At 69.2% G+C, this 21,269-nt stretch carries 17 protein-coding genes; 12 read left to right on the top strand and 5 right to left on the bottom strand.

Annotation, left to right across the window (positions count from 1 at the left end):
* Positions 1-91 precede the first annotated feature (91 nt).
* Complete coding sequence (gene clpX / locus AB0G47_RS07985) at positions 92-1,378, top strand: ATP-dependent Clp protease ATP-binding subunit ClpX (protein ID WP_160505024.1); 1,287 nt, start codon at positions 92-94, stop codon at positions 1,376-1,378.
* A gap of 80 nt (positions 1,379-1,458) precedes the next feature.
* On the opposite strand, the gene AB0G47_RS07980 is transcribed toward clpX, so the two are convergent.
* The 3 genes from AB0G47_RS07980 to AB0G47_RS07970 all read right to left on the bottom strand — a co-directional run bounded on the left by AB0G47_RS07980 (position 1,459) and on the right by AB0G47_RS07970 (position 4,408).
* Positions 1,459-2,352 carry a hypothetical protein gene (locus AB0G47_RS07980; protein WP_360765381.1) on the bottom strand — a complete coding sequence of 298 codons (894 nt, stop codon included), beginning with the start codon at positions 2,350-2,352 and terminating at the stop codon, positions 1,459-1,461.
* A 37-nt stretch (positions 2,353-2,389) separates the two neighbouring features.
* Complete coding sequence (locus tag AB0G47_RS07975; RefSeq protein WP_360765378.1) at positions 2,390-3,379, bottom strand: hypothetical protein; 990 nt, start codon at positions 3,377-3,379, stop codon at positions 2,390-2,392.
* A 105-nt stretch (positions 3,380-3,484) separates the two neighbouring features.
* A complete protein-coding gene (locus AB0G47_RS07970) occupies positions 3,485-4,408 on the bottom strand; it encodes a hypothetical protein (RefSeq protein WP_360765375.1) in 924 nt (307 codons plus the stop codon).
* Positions 4,409-4,544: 136 nt separating this feature from the next.
* Here AB0G47_RS07970 and AB0G47_RS07965 point away from each other — a divergent pair, with 136 nt between their 5' ends.
* Entirely contained in the window at positions 4,545-7,169 is a 2,625-nt protein-coding gene (locus tag AB0G47_RS07965; protein WP_360765372.1) for a valine--tRNA ligase, read from the top strand.
* Positions 7,170-7,264: 95 nt separating this feature from the next.
* Here AB0G47_RS07965 and AB0G47_RS07960 read toward each other — a convergent pair whose 3' ends face one another.
* Entirely contained in the window at positions 7,265-7,846 is a 582-nt protein-coding gene (locus AB0G47_RS07960; RefSeq protein ID WP_360765370.1) for a hypothetical protein, read from the bottom strand.
* Between the two features lie 211 nt (positions 7,847-8,057).
* Here AB0G47_RS07960 and AB0G47_RS07955 point away from each other — a divergent pair, with 211 nt between their 5' ends.
* On the top strand, positions 8,058-9,212 hold the full coding sequence (locus AB0G47_RS07955) for a histidine kinase (RefSeq protein WP_360765368.1): 1,155 nt from the start codon (positions 8,058-8,060) through the stop codon (positions 9,210-9,212).
* A gap of 268 nt (positions 9,213-9,480) precedes the next feature.
* Here AB0G47_RS07955 and AB0G47_RS07950 read toward each other — a convergent pair whose 3' ends face one another.
* Positions 9,481-10,494, bottom strand: coding sequence for a rod shape-determining protein (locus AB0G47_RS07950; protein WP_360765366.1), 1,014 nt, complete (start codon positions 10,492-10,494; stop codon positions 9,481-9,483).
* Positions 10,495-10,637: 143 nt separating this feature from the next.
* Between AB0G47_RS07950 and AB0G47_RS07945 the strand changes: the two genes are divergently transcribed.
* The 9 genes from AB0G47_RS07945 to AB0G47_RS07905 all read left to right on the top strand — a co-directional run bounded on the left by AB0G47_RS07945 (position 10,638) and on the right by AB0G47_RS07905 (position 21,231).
* On the top strand, positions 10,638-12,158 hold the full coding sequence (locus AB0G47_RS07945) for a folylpolyglutamate synthase/dihydrofolate synthase family protein (protein WP_360765363.1): 1,521 nt from the start codon (positions 10,638-10,640) through the stop codon (positions 12,156-12,158).
* Between the two features lie 5 nt (positions 12,159-12,163).
* Entirely contained in the window at positions 12,164-12,526 is a 363-nt protein-coding gene (locus AB0G47_RS07940; protein WP_266866989.1) for a DUF4233 domain-containing protein, read from the top strand.
* A gap of 72 nt (positions 12,527-12,598) precedes the next feature.
* Positions 12,599-13,012 (top strand): nucleoside-diphosphate kinase, encoded by a 414-nt coding sequence (gene ndk / locus AB0G47_RS07935; protein ID WP_360765360.1) that lies wholly within the window; start codon positions 12,599-12,601, stop codon positions 13,010-13,012.
* A 315-nt stretch (positions 13,013-13,327) separates the two neighbouring features.
* Positions 13,328-14,347 (top strand): rod shape-determining protein, encoded by a 1,020-nt coding sequence (locus AB0G47_RS07930; protein ID WP_030362602.1) that lies wholly within the window; start codon positions 13,328-13,330, stop codon positions 14,345-14,347.
* Positions 14,348-14,552: 205 nt separating this feature from the next.
* On the top strand, positions 14,553-15,506 hold the full coding sequence (gene mreC / locus AB0G47_RS07925; RefSeq protein ID WP_360765357.1) for a rod shape-determining protein MreC: 954 nt from the start codon (positions 14,553-14,555) through the stop codon (positions 15,504-15,506).
* 13 nt (positions 15,507-15,519) lie between these two features.
* Positions 15,520-16,188 carry a rod shape-determining protein MreD gene (mreD, locus tag AB0G47_RS07920; RefSeq protein WP_360765355.1) on the top strand — a complete coding sequence of 223 codons (669 nt, stop codon included), beginning with the start codon at positions 15,520-15,522 and terminating at the stop codon, positions 16,186-16,188.
* Between the two features lie 46 nt (positions 16,189-16,234).
* A complete protein-coding gene (mrdA, locus tag AB0G47_RS07915) occupies positions 16,235-18,409 on the top strand; it encodes a penicillin-binding protein 2 (protein ID WP_360765352.1) in 2,175 nt (724 codons plus the stop codon).
* Positions 18,409-19,614: a rod shape-determining protein RodA gene (gene rodA / locus AB0G47_RS07910; RefSeq protein ID WP_360765350.1), complete on the top strand. Its 1,206-nt coding sequence runs from the start codon at positions 18,409-18,411 to the stop codon at positions 19,612-19,614. The genes mrdA and rodA overlap by 1 nt, the downstream gene beginning before the upstream one ends.
* Before the next feature lie 60 nt (positions 19,615-19,674).
* On the top strand, positions 19,675-21,231 hold the full coding sequence (locus AB0G47_RS07905) for a CYTH and CHAD domain-containing protein (protein ID WP_360765348.1): 1,557 nt from the start codon (positions 19,675-19,677) through the stop codon (positions 21,229-21,231).
* Positions 21,232-21,269: the final 38 nt, after the last annotated feature.

Raw genomic sequence — 21,269 nt, 5'->3', positions numbered from 1 at the left:
GCCCGAACGGGGGGCCCGGCAAGGTACCGTCGGATATGAGGCACCAGGAGCCGCTGAACGTGGCGTCTCCCAGGCGAAGGGGAAGCACCTCGTGGCACGCATCGGTGACGGCGGCGATCTGCTCAAGTGCTCGTTCTGCGGGAAGAGTCAGAAGCAGGTCAAGAAGCTCATCGCAGGCCCCGGTGTGTACATCTGCGATGAGTGCATCGATCTCTGTAACGAGATCATCGAGGAAGAGCTCGCGGAGACGAGCGAGGTGCGGTGGGAGGAACTCCCCAAGCCTCGCGAGATCTACGAATTCCTCGAGGGATACGTCGTGGGCCAGGAGCCCGCGAAGAAGGCTCTCTCGGTAGCGGTGTACAACCACTACAAGCGGGTCCAGGCCGGCGAGACCGGCGGGGCGCAGGGACGTGACGACGCGATCGAACTCGCGAAGTCCAACATCCTGTTGCTCGGTCCGACCGGCTCCGGCAAGACCCTCCTCGCGCAGACGCTCGCGCGCATGCTGAACGTCCCGTTCGCCATCGCCGACGCGACGGCGCTGACGGAGGCGGGCTATGTCGGCGAGGACGTGGAGAACATCCTCCTGAAGCTGATCCAGGCCGCTGACTACGACGTCAAGAAGGCCGAGACCGGCATCATCTACATCGACGAGATCGACAAGGTGGCTCGCAAGAGCGAGAACCCGTCGATCACGCGCGATGTCAGCGGTGAGGGCGTCCAGCAGGCCCTCCTGAAGATCCTGGAAGGCACGACGGCTTCCGTGCCTCCCCAGGGCGGCCGCAAGCACCCGCACCAGGAGTTCATCCAGATCGACACGACGAACGTCCTGTTCATCGTGGGCGGTGCCTTCGCGGGCCTGGAGAAGATCATTGAATCCCGCGCGGGCGCGAAGGGCATCGGCTTCGGCGCCACGATCCACTCCAAGCGGGAGCTTCAGGAGAAGGACCGGTTCGAGGACATCATGCCGGAGGACCTGGTGAAGTTCGGGATGATCCCCGAGTTCATCGGCCGCCTCCCCGTGATCACCTCGGTCCACAACCTGGACCGCGAAGCGCTCCTCCAGATCCTGGTCGAGCCGCGCAACGCCCTCGTGAAGCAGTACCAGCGCCTCTTCGAACTCGACGGCGTGGAGCTGGACTTCGAGCGCGAGGCGCTCGAGGCGATCGCCGACCAGGCGATCCTGCGCCAGACCGGCGCGCGAGGCCTGCGCGCCATCATGGAGGAGGTCCTCCAGTCGGTGATGTACGAGGTCCCGTCCCGCAAGGACGTGGCCCGCGTCGTCATCACGGCGGACGTCGTCCACTCGAACGTGAACCCGACGCTGGTGCCGCGCGACGCGCGGGGTCCGGGTGCGGGGGAGCAGAAGTCCGCGTAGTTTCCAGGCGTACGTGAAAGGGGCGTCCGGCGATTCGATCGCCGGACGCCCCTTCTCGTTGAACAGCCTTGTACCGTCGGCTACTTGACCTCGACGCGGACGTCGTCCCGCAGGTTGGCCACGAGGCTGGCGACGTTCTTCAGCTCGATGTTCCCGCCGCTCGCGGTGACAGCGGCGTCGGAGTACGAGGCGTACGCGACCGTGCTGTGGTCACCCCAGATGCAGATCGGCGTCTTGAAGCTGTTGGGCACGCCCTCGTCGTCCGGGCCGACCTCGCCCATCTTGAACTCGGCTTCCTGACACTTCATGATGCCGTTCTCGAAGCCGTCCGGCGTGAACTCCTCGGGGCTGCCGATGAGGCTCAGGCTCCCGGGCTCCTCGGTGGACTTCTTCTTCATGTCGGCGAACATGGCGTCGACGACCTTCTCCGGGTCTTCGATCTCGCCGTACACACCGGAGAAGTTGAGGGACTTCATGGTCGCGCCCTCGCCGTAGTTGTACGCGGCGAAGACGTCCTTGGGGTTGCTGACGCCCTGCTTCTTCAGGTCCTCGATGTCGCTCGACGACATACCGCCGCCACCGCCACCGGCGGACGAGTCGGACTTCTTGTACTCGCCGCCGAGGACACTGGCGGGCGCCGTCAGCTTGTACGTCTTGCCGTCATCGGCGACGGACCCGCTGTCCTTGCCCATGGTGAACCACCACACGCCGGCGCCTATCGCGGCGATGGCGACGACGGCACCGATGATGAGCCCGGTCTTCTTCCCCCCACCGCCGGCGGGCGGCCCCTGAGGGAATTGCCCGTACGGGGCCTGAGGTTGCTGCCCGTACGGAGCCTGGGGCGGCTGCCCGTACGGGGCCTGGGGCTGCTGGGGGTAGCCGTAGCCGGGCTGCGGGGCCTGCGGCTGCTGGCCGTACGGCCCTGGCTGCTGCGGCTGCTGACCGCCGTACGGGCCCGGCTGGTTGTAGCTCATTACGTGGGTTCCCCTCCGCGCAATTCGATGGTGCCGATCAGAGCTTGACGCGGACTTCCTTGCGGAACTTGGCCGTCTTCTCCGCGGCCTCGTCGAGGTCGGCGGCCTTGCCGGCCATCGCGCTCGCCATGTCCGTGGTGATCACGATGCCGAGCGTGCTGTTGTCGCCCCAGATGCAGGTCGCCATCGACATCTCGCTCGGGCCTGCGGTGCTGCCGGTCCCTGCCGAGCCGCCGCCCAGCTTGTACTTCATCTCCTGGCACTTCATCACCGCGCCGTCGAGCCCGGCGGGGCTGTACGACTTGGGGGTGCCGACCAGCGTCATCCCCTCGCCGCTGCTGTCACCCTCCTTGGCGTTCTTGTCCGCCTCGCCGAACATCGCGTCGACGACCTTCTCGGGGTCCGCGATGTCGCCGTAGACGCCGTTGAACTGCAGGATCTTCTGCGACAGCGGGTTGCTCTCGTCTCCGGACTGGTACTGGGCCGCGACGTCCTTGGCGTTCTTCACGCCGTGCTTCTCGGCTTCCGCGACGTCACCGGAGGTCATGCCGCCTTCGCTGCCGGCCTCGTCGTTCTTCTTGTACTCGGTGAGGACCGTCGCCGGCGTTATCAGCTTGTGCGGGCCGTCGTCCTGGACCCCACCGCCGTCCGCCACGTCCGATGAGCCGCCCTTGCCGTTGCCCTTGTCGTCGTCACCGCCCGCGAAGGCGAAGTAGCCGCCGACGGCGGCAGCGACGACCACGGCGGCCGCGGCGATGATCAGGCCGACCTTCCTGCCGCCGCCCTGCGGGGGCGGAGGCGGCGGGACCTGACCGTAGGGGGCCTGCGGCTGCTGGCCGTAGGGGCCCGGCTGTTGGGGCTGGCTGTAGTTGCCCTGCTGCGGGGCCTGCTGCGGGTAGCCGTAGCCGGGCTGGGGGGCCTGGGGCTGCTGACCGTAGGGGCCGGGCTGCTGAGGCTGCCCACCGCCGTACGGTCCGGGCTGCTGGGGCTGCTGGCCACCGTACGGGCCCGGCTGGTTGTAACTCATTGTCTGGGGTTCCCTCCGTGCTTATGCGTATCAGACATCCTGACGGAAGCAGCCCCGGCCGATGCGACCGGGGCTGCTGAGCGAGACGCGCGATGCCTCGCGGCGTCAGGCCTTGACTCGGACTTCCTTGCGGAACTTGGTCGTTGTGTCGGCGGCGTCATCGAGCGAGGGGCTCTTGCCCGTCATGGCGCTCGCCATGTCGACCGGGATCACGAGACCGACGGTGCTCTTGTCGCCCCAGATGCAGACCGGCATGCGGAGCTCCTTGGGGCCGGAGCCACCACCGCCCTCGACCTTCATCTCCTGGCACTTGAGGACCGCGCCGTCCGCGTCGAAGCTCTTGGGACTGCCGACCGGTGCACCCGTGTCGGACTCGTCCTCCGCGGCGTTCTCCTTCATCTTGGCGAACATGCCGTCGACCACCTTGGACGGGTTGTCGATCTCGCCGTAGACGCCCATGAACCTGATCATCTTCTGGGCCAGCGGGTTGCTCTTGTCGCCCGACTGGTACTGGGCGTCCACGGGCTTCCCGTTCTTGACGCCGTCCTTCTCGGCCTTCTCCATGTCCTCGTCGTCGAAGCCCTCGTCGGTCGAGGCCTGCTTCTTGTACTCGGAGAGCACCGTCTCGGGCGTGACGAGCTTGTGTGCCCCGTCGTCCGCCACAGCCGAATTGCCCCCGGAACTGTCGTCCTTGCCGGCCGTGAACCACCACACGCCGCCGCCGATCGCGACGAGGGCGACGATCGCGCCGATGATGAGGCCGGTCTTCTTGCCGCCACCGGCGGGCGGCGGCGGAGGCGGAACCTGCCCGTAGGGGGCCTGCTGCTGGCCGTAGGGGCCGGGCTGCTGGGGCTGGCTGTAGCCGCCCTGCTGCGGAGGAACACCCTGCGGCGCCTGCTGGGGGTAGCCATAGCCGGGCTGCGGTGCCTGGGGCTGCTGGCCGTAGGGGCCAGGCTGGCCCGGCTGCTGACCGTACGGTCCGGGCTGCTGCGGCTGCCCGCCGTACGGGCCCGGCTGGTTGTAGCTCATTGCGTGGGTTCCCCTCCGAACGCTTATGTGTTCCCGACATCCTGTACGAAGGAGACGCGCCATGGGGCGCGGGGCCGCAACCGTTACTGAAGAATCCGGTTTCGGGACGGGCCTGTGACACCTCTAAACTGAGCCCGTGACCGAGAACACTCAGCAGCAGAATCCAGCGCCCACCTCCGAACTGCCGACCCAGTACGCGCCGGCCGAGGTAGAGGGGACGCTGTACGAGCGCTGGGTAGACCGGGGCTACTTCGCCGCCGACGAGAAGAGCGAGAAGCCGCCGTACACCGTCGTCATCCCGCCGCCGAACGTCACGGGCTCCCTGCACCTGGGCCACGCCTTCGAGCACACGCTCATCGACGCCCTCACCCGCCGCAAGCGCATGCAGGGCTTCGAGACGCTGTGGCAGCCGGGCATGGACCACGCAGGCATCGCCACCCAGAACGTGGTCGAGCGCGAGCTCGCCAAGGAGGGCAAGTCCCGCCACGACCTGGGCCGCGAGGCGTTCGTCGAGCGTGTCTGGCAGTGGAAGGGCGAGTCCGGCGGCCAGATCTCGGGGCAGATGCGGCGCCTCGGCGAGGGTGTGGACTGGGACCGTGAGCGGTTCACGATGGACGAGGGTCTCTCGCAGGCCGTCCAGACCATCTTCAAGAAGCTGTACGACGACGAGCTGATCTACCGCGCCGAGCGCATCATCAACTGGTGCCCGCGCTGTCTGACGGCCATCTCGGACATCGAGGTCGAGTACCAGGACGACGACGGCGAGCTCGTCTCGCTGAAGTACGGGGACGGTGACGAGACCGTCGTCGTCGCCACCACCCGCGCCGAGACGATGCTCGGTGACACCGCCATCGCCGTCCACCCGGAAGACGAGCGGTACAAGCACCTCGTCGGCAAGCTCATCAAGCTGCCGCTGACCGACCGCTCCATCCCGGTCGTCGCGGACGAGCACGTCGACCCCGAGTTCGGCACCGGCTGCGTCAAGGTGACGCCGGCGCACGACCCGAACGACTTCGAGATCGGCCAGCGCCACGGCCTGCCGAACATCGCGGTCATGGACGAGCACGCGGTCATCACGGTCCCGGGTCCCTTCCAGGGGCTTGATCGACTGGAGGCTCGCTCCGCCATCGTCGGCGCCCTGCGCGCCGAGGGGCGCATCGTCGCCGAGAAGCGTCCGTACTCCCACTCGGTCGGCCACTGCTCGCGCTGCAAGACCACCATCGAGCCGCGTCTTTCGATGCAGTGGTGGGTCAAGGTCGGCCCGCTCGCGAAGGCCGCGGGCGACGCGGTCCGCGACGGCCAGGTCAAGATCCACCCGCAGGAGATGGAGAAGCGCTACTTCGACTGGGTCGACAACCTCCACGACTGGTGCATCTCGCGCCAGCTGTGGTGGGGCCACCGCATTCCGGTCTGGTACGGCCCGAATGGCGAAGTCGTCTGTGTCGGACCGGATGACGAGGTGCCGACCGGCGAGGGCTGGTACCAGGACTCGGACGTCCTGGACACCTGGTTCTCCTCCGGCCTGTGGCCGTTCTCCACGCTCGGCTGGCCCGAACAGACCGAGAGCCTCGAGAAGTTCTATCCGAACTCGGTCCTGGTCACCGGCTACGACATCCTCTTCTTCTGGGTCGCCCGGATGATGATGTTCGGCCTGTACGCGATGGACGGCACCCCGCCGTTCCACACGATCGTGCTGCACGGCATGGTCCGCGACCAGTTCGGCAAGAAGATGTCGAAGTCCTTCGGCAACGCGGTCAACCCGCTGGACTGGATGGACAAGTACGGCTCGGACGCCCTGCGCTTCACGCTGGCCCGCGGCGCCAACCCCGGCACGGACGTGCCGATCGGCGAGGACTGGGTCCAGGGCTCGCGCAACTTCGCCAACAAGATCTGGAACGCCACGCGCTTCGCGCTGATGAACGGCGCCACCACCGAGGGCGAACTGCCGCCCGCGGAACAGCTGTCGGCCACCGACCGCTGGGTGCTCTCGCGGCTGAACGCGACGGTCGCCGAGGTCGACGCGTTCTACGACGACTACCAGTTCGCCAAGTTGTCGGACGCCCTTTTCCACTTCGCGTGGGACGAGGTCTTCGACTGGTACGTCGAGCTGTCCAAGACCACGTTCATGGGCGGCGGCGAGGCGGCCAGGGTCTCCGGCCGTGTCCTGGGCGAGGTCCTCGACGTCACCCTGCGTCTGCTCCACCCGGTCGTCCCGTTCGTCACGGAGACCCTCTGGACGGCGCTCACCGGCCGCGAGTCGATCGTGATCGCCGACTGGCCGGTCGACAGCGGCTTCCGCGACGCCGCCGCCGAGCGGGAGATGGAGACGCTCCAGCAGGTCATCACGGAGGTCCGCCGCTTCCGCGCCGACCAGGGCCTGCAGCCGGGCCAGAAGGTCCCGGCCCGCCTCACCCTGGACGGCACGGCGCTCGCCCCGCACGAGGCGGCCATCCGCCAGCTCCTGCGCCTCCAGCCGGAGGGCGATGCCTTCACGGCGACGGCGACCCTGCCGGTCTCGGGCGCCACGGTCGCGCTCGACCTGTCCGGCACGATCGACGTGGCGGCGGAGCGCAAGCGCCTGGCCAAGGACCTTGCGGCCGCGGAGAAGGAGAAGGCGCAGGCCACGGCGAAGCTCGGCAACGAAGCGTTCCTGGCGAAGGCGCCGGACAACGTGGTCGACAAGATCCGCGGCCGCCTCACCAAGGCGGACGCCGACATCGCCCGGCTGCAGGCCCAGCTGGACGGGCTGCCGCAGGCGTAGTCAGTAGTCAGTAGTCATACGAAGGGGAGGGCCCCGGACCGTACGAACGGTTCCGGGGTCCTCCCTTTTCCCGTCAGTTTCCCGTCAGCTTCCTGTCACGCCGTACGCAGCCCGAGCTGCTCGAGCTCCGCCTCCGCGAGTGCGTCCAGGGTCGCCGGGTCGGCGTTGCGCCAGCCCTCGGCGAGGCTGCCGGGAGTCGCGTCCGGGATGGCGTCGGCGGTGGCGGCCACCTCGTCCAGGGGGCGAAGGAGCGAGCGCAGGGCGAGCAGTTCGCGGCCGTCGTCGCTCGCCGCCAGCTCGTGGGCGGCCGCCGCCTGCCGGGTCCAGCGCAGCCGGCGGGGGAGCCAGCTGCCCAGGACGAGGCCGACGGGTACGAGGAAGACGGCGACGGCGCCCGCGGTCACCGCCGTGCGGACGATCACCGGGTCGCCGGTGTCGGCGGCGTCCGCGACGCCCCGCAGCGCGTCGTCGACCCGGTGGCCGACCAGGGGCAGCCGGGCGGCGGGGGAGCCGGGGGCGGGCGCCGAGGTGGCGGATCCGGCCGTTGGGAAGGCGAACTTGGAGGCCAGCCGGTACACGATGACGGCGGCGGTGGACCAGAACGCGATCCAGAGCAGGATCGCGCCGTCGCCGGCGATCTGGCGGGCTCGGAGGCCGTAATTCTGGGCATACCACATGGTCCGATTTGACCCTTGGTACGCGGAACACGGGGGCAGCCGCGCCGGGTTGGAGGCTCGGCGTCGCCGAGACGGTCGAGTGCGGACCCCTCGGCCGCCCCGGTCTGCCATTTGAGCAATAAACCAAATACCGCCCCCGCGTGCGCAAAATCACTGAATTCGTGACATACGCCCGACGGATCGGGCCGGAAGACCTTGGATGATGGAGAACATGCACGACCTGTCCGCCGCCCAGGCGATCCGCCAGGCGACGGCCACGGGCCGTCGCCTCACGGCGCGCTGGGCGCAGGCCCCCCGGGCCCAGGACGCGCTCACCGCGCTGAGCTGCCTGGCCCTGATGAGCCTGGACATCCCTGGCCTCGCCGAGGCGGACAACTCGCTCAACGGCCCGCTCGCAGCGCTGGTCCTCGCGCTCGGCGCCGCCTCCCTGATGCTGCGCCGCTCGGCGCCGTGGGTGACGTACGCGGTCGCGCTCGTCCTGCTCTCCTGGCTGCACGAGCTGACGCTGGCGCAGTTCGCGCTGTACTCCCTGGGCAGATACCGGGGGCGGCTCGCCGGTGCGGTGGGTGTGGTCGGCTATGTGGCGTTCGCGTACGTCATGTTCAGCCTCCCCGGCTGGCCGGTGCACCGGGGCGACAGCCTGAGCTCATTCCTCGGCCTGGTCGTCCCGATCGGCGTGCTTGCGGCAGGGGTCGGCGTCGCGGCCAACCGGCAGGACCTCGTCAGGGCGCTGCAGGCGCAGCGGGCCGAGACGGACGCGCTGCAGGCCGTGCAGCGGGAGCGGTCCCGTATCGCGCGGGACGTGCACGACTTCGTGGGGCGTGAGCTGACGCTGCTGAGCGTGCGCTCTCAGGTGCTGGCGCGGCGGGCCGCGGGCGGGGACTTCGAGGACGGCTTCGAGGAGCTTTCCGATACGGCGCGGTCGGCGCATCGGATGCTGAACGAGATCATCGTCCAGCGGGGTGTGGACGGTGCGCCCACGCCCGGCCTTGACGCGCTGCCGGCGCTGGTCGCGGCGAGCGAGCGGGCCGGGAGTCCGGTCGACCTGCTGGTCGATGCCGCGGCGTACCGGCTTTCGCCGATTCGGCAGGCGGCCGTGCATCGGGTGGTGCAGGAGTGTCTGACCAATGCCGCCAAACACGCCCCCGGGGAGCGGGTGGATGTCCGTGTGCGGCTCGCGGAGGGTGAGCTGCAGGTACGCGTGCGCAACGCGCTGCCCGGCGCCGTGCCGGTGGCGCCGCCGGTGTCCTCCGGGACGGGGACGGCGGGGATGGCCGAGCGGGTCCACACGGTGGGCGGCAGCTTCTCGGCGGGGCCGAGCGGCGCGATGTACGAGGTCCTGGCCGCCCTCCCGGCCGGCGCCTAGCCCCACCGCCCCGCTCCATCGCTCACCCGGCAGCTGGGGCTGTGCCCACCCGTTCCGCCCTGCGGAACGCCTGCCCACAGCGAGGGAGACGGCCGGTCCGGGGTGGGTGGGAGTGTGGAGCGCCTGCCCACAGCAAGGACGGTCGGGTGGGTGGGAGCGCGGAACGCCTGCCCACAGCGAGGGAGACGGCCGGTCCGGGGTGGGCGGGAGTGTGGAGCGCCTGCCCGCAGCGAGGGCGGCCGGGCGGGCACCTGTCGCCGGGTGAGGGCTACGCCGCTGTCATCACCCTCTCCAAGCCGTCGAAGTCCTCCACGCACTTTCCGCAGCCCAACGCCACGCTGTCCAGGGGATCGTCCGCGGTGAACACCGGGATCCCGGTGGCCGAGGCCATGCGGAGGTCGAGGCCGGGGAGGAGGGCGCCGCCGCCGGTCAGGACGATGCCGTGTTCCATGACGTCGCCGGACAGTTCCGGCGGGCACTCCTCAAGGGTCGTCCGAACCGCGGAGATGATCGCCTCCACCGGCTCGTCGAGCGCCGCCCGCACCTCCCGCACCGTCAGCTCCACCGTCTTGGGTAGGCCGCCCACCTTCTCGCGCCCCCGTACCGTGAAGGTCCGTGATTCGAAGGCGGCCGAGTCCTCACCCGGCACCGGCCACGCCGAGCCGATCGCGACCTTGATGTCCTCCGCGGTCCGCTCACCGATGAGCAGCGTGTGCTCCTTGCGGACGTAGTCCGTGATGGCGGCGTCGAGCCGGTCGCCCCCGACCCGCAGCGACTGCGCCGTGACGATCCCGCCCAGGGAGATGACGGCAACCTCCGTGGTCCCGCCCCCGATGTCGACCACCATCGAGCCCCGCGGCTCCGCGACCGGAAGACCCGCCCCGATCGCCGCCGCCATCGGCTCCTCCACCAGATGTACGGCCCGCGCCCCCGCCCGCTGCGCCGCGTGCACGATCGCCCGCCGCTCGACGGGAGTGACCCCGCTCGGCACGCACACCACCATCCGCGTACGGGGACGGCGCCCCGGCACCGCCTTGCGCACGAAGTGCCTGATCATCTCCTCGGCGGCTTCGTAGTCGCTGATCACGCCGTCCCGCAGTGGCCGGATCGCGGTGATGGACCCCGGCGTACGCCCGATCGTCTCCTTGGCCTCCGTGCCGACCGCGAGGGCCGTACGCGCCCCCTCCTTGACGGCGACCACGGACGGTTCGTTGAGCACGATGCCCTGACCCCGCACGTAGAGAAGGGTGTTCGCTGTGCCGAGGTCGATGCCTATGTCCATGATCGCCAAGTTTGCCCGGCGATCGGCGAGATGGGCGGGACTTTGGTCCTGAATCGGCAGGGCCCAAAGTCCCCACAGGTCCCGTGCGGCGCCTGGGCAGGTCCCGACGGCGGCTGTCGGTGGCGCTCCGTAGACTGAGGTACGTGAGTGACCTCCCCCAGCACGACGGCCCGCACGACAACGACGACAACGACGGTTTCGACGAGATCGTCGCCGCCGAGACCGACCGCGACCCCGACCTCGCGGTGATCGAGGCCGGCAGCCGCACCCTGCGCGCCCAGTCGGGCCCGCCGCAGGGCGACATCCCGGCCCGCCCCACCGACCCGGAGGTGGACAAGGCGCTGCGCGAGGTCGAGACGGAGCTCGCGAGCCGCTGGGGAGAGACGAAGCTGGAGCCTTCGGTCAGCCGTATCTCCGCCCTGATGGACGTCCTGGGCGAGCCCCAGCGCGCGTACCCCTCGATCCACATCACCGGCACGAACGGCAAGACGTCCACGGCCCGCATGATCGAGGCCCTGTTCTCCGCCTTCGAGCTGCGCACCGGGCGTTACACCTCGCCGCACGTCCAGTCGATCACCGAGCGGATCAGCCTGGACGGCGCCCCCATCGAGGCCGAGCGCTTCGTGGAGACGTACAACGACATCAAGCCGTACGTCGAGATGGTCGACACTCAGCAGGAGTACAGGCTCTCCTTCTTCGAGGTCCTCACCGGCATGGCGTACGCGGCCTTCGCGGACGCCCCGGTGGACGTGGCCGTCGTCGAGGTCGGCATGGGCGGCAGCTGGGACGCGACGAACGTGATCGACGGCTCGGTCGCCGTCGTCACGCCCATCGACCTGGACCACACGGACCGCCTGGGCGCCACGCCCGGCGAGATCGCCAAGGAGAAGGCCGGCATCATCAAGCCGGACGCGACGGTGATCCTGGCCCAGCAGCCGGTGGACGCGGCGCAGGTGCTCCTGAAGAAGGCCGTCGAGGTCGACGCGACGGTCGCCCGCGAGGGCCTGGAGTTCGGCGTCGTCTCCCGCACGGTGGCGGTCGGCGGCCAGCTCCTGACCCTGCGCGGCCTCGGCGGGGAGTACGAGGAAGTCTTCCTGCCGCTGCACGGCGCGTACCAGGCGCACAACGCCGCCGTGGCGCTCGCCGCGGTGGAGGCGTTCTTCGGCATCGGCTCGCAGCATGCGCGCCCGCTCGACATCGACACCATCCGCAAGGCCTTCGCCTCGGTCTCGTCGCCGGGCCGCCTGGAGGTCGTGCGCACCTCGCCGACCATCGTCCTGGACGCCGCGCACAACCCTGCGGGTGCCCGCGCCACCGCCGAGGCGATCAGCGAGGTCTTCGACTTCAGCCGCCTGATCGGTGTGGTCGCGGCGAGCGACGGCAAGGACATGAAGGGGCTGCTCGAAGCCTTCGAGCCGATCTTCGCCGAGGTCGTCATCACGCAGAACTCCAGCCATCGCGCCATGGACGCGGACGAGTTGGCCGGTATCGCCGTCGAGGTCTTCGGCGACGACCGCGTCCAGGTCGAGCCGCGCCTGCCGGACGCGCTGGAAGCCGCGATCACCCTCGCCGAGGAAGAGGGCGAGTACGCGGGCGGTGGCGTCCTGGTCACCGGCTCCGTCATCACGGTCGGCGAGGCCCGACTGCTCCTGGGGAGGGGCTGACTCCTGTGCGTACGCTCTGTGCTTCCACGCTGATCGGCGAGTTCTTCGTCATCGGTTTCGCCGGTCTGGTCGCGATGAAGGACCCGGACCTGTCCATGGGCACGGTCTGGACGGTCAGCGGCATCGCGATGCTGCTGTGCGTGCTGCTGTGCGGAATGATCACCCGGCCGGGCGGGGTGCAGCTCGGCTGGGCCCTGCAGATCGCGCTGATCGCCAGCGGGTTCGTGGTGCCGACGATGTTCTTCATGGGCGCGGTGTTCGCCGTGCTGTGGTGGGCGTCGATCCACTTCGGCAAGAAGATCGACGAGGCGAAGGCCCGGTTCGCGGCGCAGGCCGAGGCGGAAGCCGGGGCCGAGGCCGGGGCCTGAGGTAACGCGGCGTAGTGGGTCCCGGTATCGTGCCGGGCATCCCACGTCGTAGTTAACTGCTTGGAGCCGCACATGACCCAGCGCACTCTCGTCCTGCTCAAGCCCGACGCCGTCCGGCGCGGACTGATCGGCGAGATCATCGGCCGTATCGAGCGCAAGGCGGGCTGGACGATCTCCGCGCTCGAGCTGCGCTCGCTCGACCAGGAGACGCTGGAGCTGCACTACGGCGAGCACAAGGGCAAGCCGTTCTACGAGCCGCTGGTCGACTTCATGTCGTCGGGCCCGGTCGTCGCGCTCGTCGTCGAGGGCGAGCGTGTCATCGAGGGCGTGCGCGCCCTGGCGGGACCGACCGACCCGATCGCCGCGGCCCCCGGCTCCATCCGCGGCGACTTCGGCACCATCGTCCGGGAGAACCTGATCCACGCGTCGGACTCCGAGGACTCCGCCGAGCGTGAGCTGAAGATCTTCTTCCCGCGCGTCGCCTAGCCCAGTTGCGTAAAGAATCGCGTAAATACTTCTGACGCGTCGTCAGCAGGGTGCCCGCCCTGACCAGGGGTGGCCGAGGAAAAATCGGCCGCCCCTTGGCATATGCACCCCCATTGGGGGAACCCGTGCCTCCGATGGCACGTCTCCAGAAGCGGGACGGCTCATCATCTGCTGACAATGGCGAAGACCCTAGCGCTGTGTTCGTGCAGGCGAGACTACGATGGAAGCCTCCACGCCACACAGCACCCACCTCGCCTACCTAAAAAGCCATCAGACGCTCCAGGGAAGGCCAGACGCATCCTCATGGGGAACAACATGTCGTTCATCGGCCGTGACATGGCTGTCGACCTCGGGACCGCCAACACGCTGGTGTACGTCAGGGGTCGGGGGATCGTTCTCAACGAACCGTCCGTCGTCGCGATCAACACCAACACCGGTGGCATCCTCGCTGTCGGCGCCGAAGCCAAGAAGATGATCGGTCGCACGCCGGGCAACATCGTCGCCGTGCGTCCGCTGAAGGACGGCGTCATCGCCGACTTCGAAATCACCGAGCGGATGCTCCGCTACTTCATCCTGAAGATCCACAAGCGGCGCTATCTCGCCCGCCCGCGGGTCGTCGTCTGTGTGCCCTCCGGCATCACCGGAGTCGAGCGCCGCGCCGTCATCGAGGCCTCCTCGCAGGCCGGCGCGCGCCAGGTGCACATCATCGAGGAGCCCATGGCCGCGGCCATCGGCTCCGGCCTGCCGGTCCACGAGGCCACCGGCAACATGGTGGTGGACATCGGCGGCGGCACCACCGAGGTCGCCGTCATCTCGCTCGGCGGAATCGTCACGGCACAGTCCATCCGTGTCGCGGGCGACGAGCTGGACAACGCGATCATCCAGCACATCAAGAAGGAGTACTCCCTCCTCCTCGGCGAGCGCACGGCCGAGCAGATCAAGATCACCATCGGTTCGGCGTACGACATGGACGCCGACGAGCACACCGAGATCCGCGGCCGGGACCTGGTCTCCGGGCTGCCCAAGACCGTCGTCATCTCGGCCGCCGAGGTCCGCAAGGCCATCGAGGAGCCGGTCAACGCGATCGTCGACGCGGTCAAGACGACCCTCGACAAGTGCCCGCCGGAGCTGTCCGGCGACGTGATGGACCGCGGCATCGTTCTCACGGGTGGCGGCGCGCTGCTGCGAGGCCTCGACGAGCGGCTCCGTCGCGAGACGGGCATGCCGATCCACATCGCCGAGGACCCGCTGGACAGCGTGGCGCTCGGCTCCGGCAAGTGCGTCGAGGAGTTCGAGGCGCTCCAGCAGGTGCTTGACGCCCAGCCGCGCAGATGATCTGACGCAAAAAGGTCCGCCGTACGAGTGCCTGCCATCTCGTGCGGCGGATCGTTGATATAGAGGCAAGGCATAACAATTCCGCGGCGTCCGCAGACGCCGCGGATTCCGATTGCTTAGATTTGTGCAGAGTTACGCACACTTGCTCCGCACAGTTGCTCAGAATTCCAAGGATTTCCAACTGAGGAAGGCACGGCCGCCGCACGTGAGGGACACACGAGAGAGCCGGCTGCTCCTGGTGCTGCTGATCGCCATCGCGTTCGCTTTGATCACGGTGGACATCCGCGGTGGCGAGGACTCGCCGGTCGACGGTGCCCGCCAGGCCGCCGCCACGGTCTTCGGCCCGGTCGAGGAGGGGGTCTCCACCGCCGTCGACCCGATCGGCAACGCCATCGGCGCGGTCCGGGACTCCGGCGACCGGCATGACCGGATCGCCGAACTCGAGCGTCAGAACGCCGCGTTGAAGGCGAAGCTCGGCAACGACGACCGCAACCGCAGCCGCGTCAGACAGCTGGACAGCATGCTGAAGAAGGCCGGCGCCGGCCAGTACGGCATCAAGGGCGCCGAGGTCATCGGCATAGGAGCGGCCCAGGGCTTCTCCTGGACCGTGACGATCGACGCCGGCGCGAACGACGGAATCAAGCGCGACATGACCGTCCTGAACGGCGACGGTCTGGTCGGCCGCGTCACCACCGTCGGCCCCGGCACCGCGACCGTCCTGCTCGCCAACGACCCCGACTTCACCGTCGGCACCCGTATGGAGAAGACCGACGAGCTCGGCTTCGCCACCGGACAGGGCGACCGCCCGCTCTCGGTGCAGATGCTCAACGGCAAGGCGGAGATCAAGAAGGGCGACCGCCTGGTCACCTTCGGCTCGCAGAAGGACAAGCCGTTCGTGCCGGGCGTCCCGGTCGGCGAGGTCGTCCGCGTCGACCCCTCGGGCGGCGACCTGACCCGCAACATCTTCATCAAGCCGTATGTCGGCTTCACCAAGCTGGACATCGTCGGCGTCGTCGTCGAAGCGCCCCGCGAGGACCCGCGCGACACGGTCCTGCCGAAGAAGCCCGAGAAGCCCAAGCCGACCCCGACGGTGACCGTCACGGCCACCCCCTCGGGGCAGCCCCCGGCCGACGGCGTCGACAACGGCAACGAGCAGTAGGAGATCCGGACCCATGCGCTTCAACCGAATCCTGCTCTCCAGCACCCTGGTCGTCGTGGCCCTCGTCATCCAGGTCAGCGTCCTCGCGCGGCTGCAACTGCCGGGCGCCGTCCCGGACCTGGTGCTGCTCACGGTGCTCGGCCTCGCCCTGGTCTACGGCCATGTGGGCGGCGCCCTCATCGGCTTCGGGGCCGGACTGCTCTCCGATCTCGCGCCGCCGGCCGACCACGCCGCCGGGCGGTACGCCCTGGTGCTCTGCGTCGTCGGCTATCTCGCGGGCCTGGCCAAGCCGGAGACCGGACGGCTCCGGTCCGCCACCGGTCCGCTGGTCGTGGTCGTGGGGGCAGCCATTGGATCGACCCTCCTCTACGCGGGCGTGGGCGCCCTCGTCGGGGACACCGCCGCCCGCCATGTGGGCCTGGGCGGGCTGCTCTTCACGGCCGCCCTGTACGACCTGCTGCTCGCGCCGTTCACGGTGCCGCTGATCATCGCGCTCGCCCGGCGCGCCGACAACGATCCGCTGGGGGAGACCTCCTCTGGCGCCAAGGCCACCGACGTATCCGAGGGATGGCTCTCCTCCGGCACCGGTCTGCGCATCGGCAACCAGCGCGGCCTGCGGATGAAGGCGGCCAAGGCCCGGGTCGCACGCGCCGGACGGATCAAGGGGGTCAAGCGCCTGTGAGGGCACGGAACTTCACACCCGGCTTCAGCCTCAGGGGAGGGGAGAAGTGACCAACATCCCGGAGACCGGACGGACCCCACGGGTCCAGATCCGCCTCATCGTCATCCAGATCCTCGTACTCTCCCTCCTGCTGACCCTCGGCGGCCGCCTCTGGTACCTCCAGGTCCGCAACGGCGAGGAGTACGCCAAGGAAGCCTCCGGCAACCACGTCCAGCAGGTCGTCCAGCCCGCCGTGCGCGGCTCGATCCTCGACGCCCGCGGCGTCCCGATCGCCGACAACGAGACCCGTCTGGTCGTCTCCGCGTCCCGCACCGACCTGATGAAGATGAAGGACGACGGCAAGGCGGTCCTCGCCAAGCTCGCAGACGTCCTGGGCATGAGCGCGAAGGACGTCGGCGAGAAGGTCCGCCTCTGCGACTCCGAGACCCCGCAGCCCTGCTGGAACGGCTCGCCCTACCAGCCGATCCCGATCACCGACGAGGCGTCGCCCAAGCAGGCCCTGCAGATCCGCGAGCGCTCCGAGGACTTCCCCGGCATCACCGCGGAGCCCACCGCCGTCCGCCGCTACGCCGCCCCCGGCAAGTCCAACACCGCGCAGGTGCTCGGCTATCTCTCGCCCGTCACCGACGAGGAGATCAAGAAGGCCGAGAACACCGACTCGCCGTTCCTCCGCTCCGACCAGGTCGGCCGCTCCGGCCTTGAGCGGACGTACGACGCGCAGCTGCGCGGCAAGGCGGGCGTCACCCGCTACGAGGTCGACAAGCTCGGCCGCGTCCTCGGCAAGGCCAAGGACGACCCGACCGAGCCCGGCGCGAACGTCGTCACCAGCATCGACGCGCGCGTGCAGGCCCTGTCCGAGTACTGGCTCAACGACGCGATGAAGAAGGCCCGCAAGGAGCTCGACAGGAACACCAACGAGAACTACAAGGCCGACGCGGGCGCCGTCGTCGTCATGGAGAACAAGACCGGACGCATCGTCTCCATGGCGTCCAACCCGGACTACGACCCGAACGCCTGGGTCGGTGGCATCTCCGGCAAGGACTACACGCGCATGACGGGCAAGAAGTCCAACTACCCGCTCCTGAACCGCGCCATCCAGGGCCAGGCCGCCCCCGGCTCGATCTTCAAGGTCATCCCGACCACGGCGGCGGTCAACGCGGGCTACGACTTCAACGGCAGCTACCCCTGCCCCAGCTCGTACTCCGTCGGCGGCCAGGTCTTCAAGAACTTCGAGTCCAAGGGCCACGGCTCCATCACGCTCGGCCAGGCCCTCGAAGTCTCCTGCGACACCGTCTTCTACAAGCTCTCGCACGACCAGTGGATCAAGGACGGCGGCATCAAGCCGAAGAAGGACGCCAAGGACTGGTTCTACAAGACCGCCCACCAGTTCGGCCTCGGCAAGGAGACCGGCATCGACCTGCCGAACGAGGTCACCGGACGCGTCCCGGACCGCCAGTGGAAGAAGGACTACTGGAGGGACAACAAGGACGGCTGGTGCAAGCAGGGCAAGAAGGACGGCGACTACGTCCAGAAGATCGCGTACGAGAACTGCCTCGAAGGCATGAAGATGCGCGCCGGTGACTCCGTCAACTACGCCATCGGCCAGGGCGACACCCTCGTCACGCCGATACAGATGGCGACGATCTACTCCGCCATCGCCAACGGCGGCACCATGTACGACCCCACCGTCGGCAAGGCGATCATCAGCGCCGACGGCAAGCAGGTCCAGGAGATCAAGCCGAAGTCGCACGGCAAGCTGCCCATGGACGAGAAGACGCGCGTCGACATAGACGGTGCTCTCGCCGACGTCGCCACCAAGGGCACCGCCGCCTGGCGGTTCGGCGGCTGGCCGCAGGACAAGATCCCGATGCACGCCAAGACGGGTACGGCGGAGGTCTACGGCAAGCAGACCACCTCGTGGTTCGCGACGTACACCAAGGACTACACGATCGTGATGACGATCTCCCAGGGTGGTACGGGTTCGGGAGCCTCGGGACCCGCCGTCCGCAAGATCTACGACGGCATCTACGGCCTGGACGAGGACGGCAAGCAGGACCTGAAGAAGGCGCTGCTTCCGCAGCCGCAGAAGAGCCTGCCGAAGATCGAGAAGGACGGTTCGATCGACTCCCCGAAGATCAAGCCGTACAAGCCGGAGGCCCCCAAGAAGCCGAAGGAACAGCAGGAACTGGCGGGCCCGCCCGCGAACTGGAGGCGTGACTAGTGGCCGGCAACAATGGCTTCTCCGTCCCCGGCTACGGGCCCGAGCGCTCGAAGATGTCGCTGGCCCGCGTCTTCGCCCGCGACTCGCTGGTACGCAGGCTCGACTGGCCGATACTGCTCTCGGCGCTCGCGCTCTCCGTGATCGGTTCCGCGCTCGTCTACTCGGCCACCCGCAACCGCACCGAGCTGGTCGGCGACGACCCGTACGCCTTCCTGCTCAAGCACCTCATGAACATCGGCATCGGCCTCGTCCTGATGGCCGGCACGGTCTGGCTCGGCCACCGAACGCTGCGCACGGCCGTGCCGATCCTCTACGGCATCTCCGTCTTCCTGGTGCTGCTCGTGCTGACCCCGCTCGGCGCGACCATCAACGGCGCGCACGCGTGGATCGTGATCGGCGGCGGCTTCTCGCTGCAGCCCTCCGAGTTCGTGAAGATCACGATCATCCTGGGCATGGCGATGCTGCTCGCGGCGCGGGTCGACGCGGGCGACCGGGTCCACCCCGACCACCGCACGGTCGTCCAGGCCCTCGGTCTGGCCGCCGTACCGATACTGATCGTGCTCCTCATGCCCGACCTCGGGTCGGTCATGGTGATGGCGATGATCGTGCTCGGCGTGCTGCTCGCGTCCGGCGCCTCCAACCGCTGGGTCTTCGGACTCCTCGGCACGGGCGCGGCGGGCGCGATCGCCGTCTGGCAGCTCGGCGTCCTGGACGACTACCAGATCGCCCGCTTCGCGGCCTTCGCCAACCCCGCGCTCGACCCGGCGGGCGTCGGCTACAACACCAATCAGGCGCGCATCGCGATCGGCTCAGGCGGCCTGACCGGCACCGGCCTGTTCAAGGGCTCGCAGACCACCGGCCAGTTCGTGCCCGAGCAGCAGACGGACTTCGTCTTCACCGTCGCGGGCGAGGAGCTCGGCTTCCTGGGCGCGGGCCTCATCCTGGCCCTGCTCGGCGTCCTGCTCTGGCGGGCCTGCCGCATCGCCCGCGAGACGACCGAGCTGTACGGCACGATCGTCGCCGCCGGGATCATCGCCTGGTTCGCCTTCCAGTCCTTCGAGAACATCGGGATGACGCTCGGCATCATGCCGGTGGCGGGGCTTCCGCTGCCCTTTGTGTCGTACGGAGGATCATCGATGTTCGCGGTCTGGGTGGCCGTCGGACTGCTCCAGTCGATCAAGGTGCAGCGGCCGTTGTCGGCGTAGCCTCGCTCTGGGGCGTCTTTGGTACTGCCCAGAGCCCCGGATCGCGTCTAGATTCGGTTTATGGGGCAGACGAAGCGGGAGATCGAGCGGAAGTACGACGTCGCGGCGCCGCACCCGGCGCTGCCCGACCTGACCGGCGTCGCCGGGATCGCGAACGTCGTCGACAAAGGTGTCGTCGACCTGGACGCCGTCTACTACGACACGGCCGACCAGCTCCTGCTCGCCGACTCGATCACCCTGCGCCGCCGCTCCGGCGGCGACGACGCGGGCTGGCACCTGAAGCTGCCGGTGTCGCTCGCCGAAGGCGTACGGGACGAGATCCACGCCCCGCTCTCCGAGACGGTGCCGCGCGCGCTGTCCGGCCTGGTGCGCTCCCGGGTCCGCGAGGCCGAACTCGTCCCCGTCGTACGCCTGTTGTCCGCGCGGGACCTGCGCCACCTCGTGGACGACAGGGGCGTACTGCTCGCCGAGCTCAGCATCGACCGCGTACGCGCCGAGCGGCTCACCGAGGGCGGCGGCACCGCCGAGTGGGCCGAGATCGAGGTGGAACTGGCGGACGACGCGGACCCCGCGCTGCTCGACAAGGTCGAGAAGAAGCTGCGCAAGACGGGGGTGGAGCGCTCGGCGTCGACGTCGAAGCTGGCCAAGGCGGTCGCGGCGACGGCGCCGAAGGGGCGTAAGACCAAGAAGTCCGGGAAGAAGGGCGAGGCCTCCGAGGGTGTCGCCGACCCCGTCACCGCCGGTGACCACGTCCTCGCCTATCTCCGTGCCCAGCGCGATGCCCTCGTCGCCCTCGACCCCGCCGTGCGCCGCGACCTGCCGGACTCCGTGCACCAGATGCGGGTCGCCACGCGACGCATGCGCAGCGCCTTCCGCTCGTACGGAAAGATCGTCGACCGCACCGTCACCGACCCGATCGGCGACGAGCTGAAGTGGCTCGCGGGTGAGCTCGGCGTCGACCGTGACCAGGAGGTCCTGACCGAGCGGTTCACGGCCCGCATCGGCGCGCTGCCCCGCACGCTCCTGCTCGGCCCCGTGCGCGGACGCCTGCGCATCTGGACCGCCGCCCGCAGCAGCGGCTCGCGGCGCAGGACCGTCGCCGTGCTCGACGGGAAGCGGTACCTGGCGCTCCTGGAGTCCGTCGACGCGCTGCTCGCCGACCCCCCGCTGCGCAAGGCCGCCGCAGCGTCCCCGGCCGACGCCCTCCCCAAGGCGGTCCTGAAGGACTACGACCGCCTCGCGGCCCGCATCGAGCACGCCCTCGCGCTGCCGCCCGGCGAGGAGCGCGACCTGGCGATGCACGAGGCCCGCAAGGCCGCCAAGCGCGCCCGGTACGCGGGCGAGGCGGCGAGGCCCGCGCTCGGCAAGCCCGCCAAGCGGTTCGCCAAGCGCATGAAGGCCGTCCAGAGCGTGCTCGGCGACCACCAGGACAGCGTGGTGGCCCGCGAGGCGCTGCGGAACCTGGCGATCCAGGCGCACGCGGCGGGCGAGACGGCCTTCACCTGGGGACTCCTGTACGGCCAGGAGGAGGCCACCGCCGCCGAACGCGAGCGGGAGCTGCCGGAGGTGTGGGACCGGGCCTCGCGGCCGAAACTTCGGGCGGCATTGGGAAGCTGAGCGCCGGGGTACGCTTGATGGTCACCCCTGCCAGCTCA

Source organism: Streptomyces sp. NPDC021622, assembly GCF_040640795.1.
In the GTDB taxonomy this organism is placed as follows: domain Bacteria; phylum Actinomycetota; class Actinomycetes; order Streptomycetales; family Streptomycetaceae; genus Streptomyces.
This window is presented reverse-complemented; position numbering and strand designations above follow the sequence as displayed.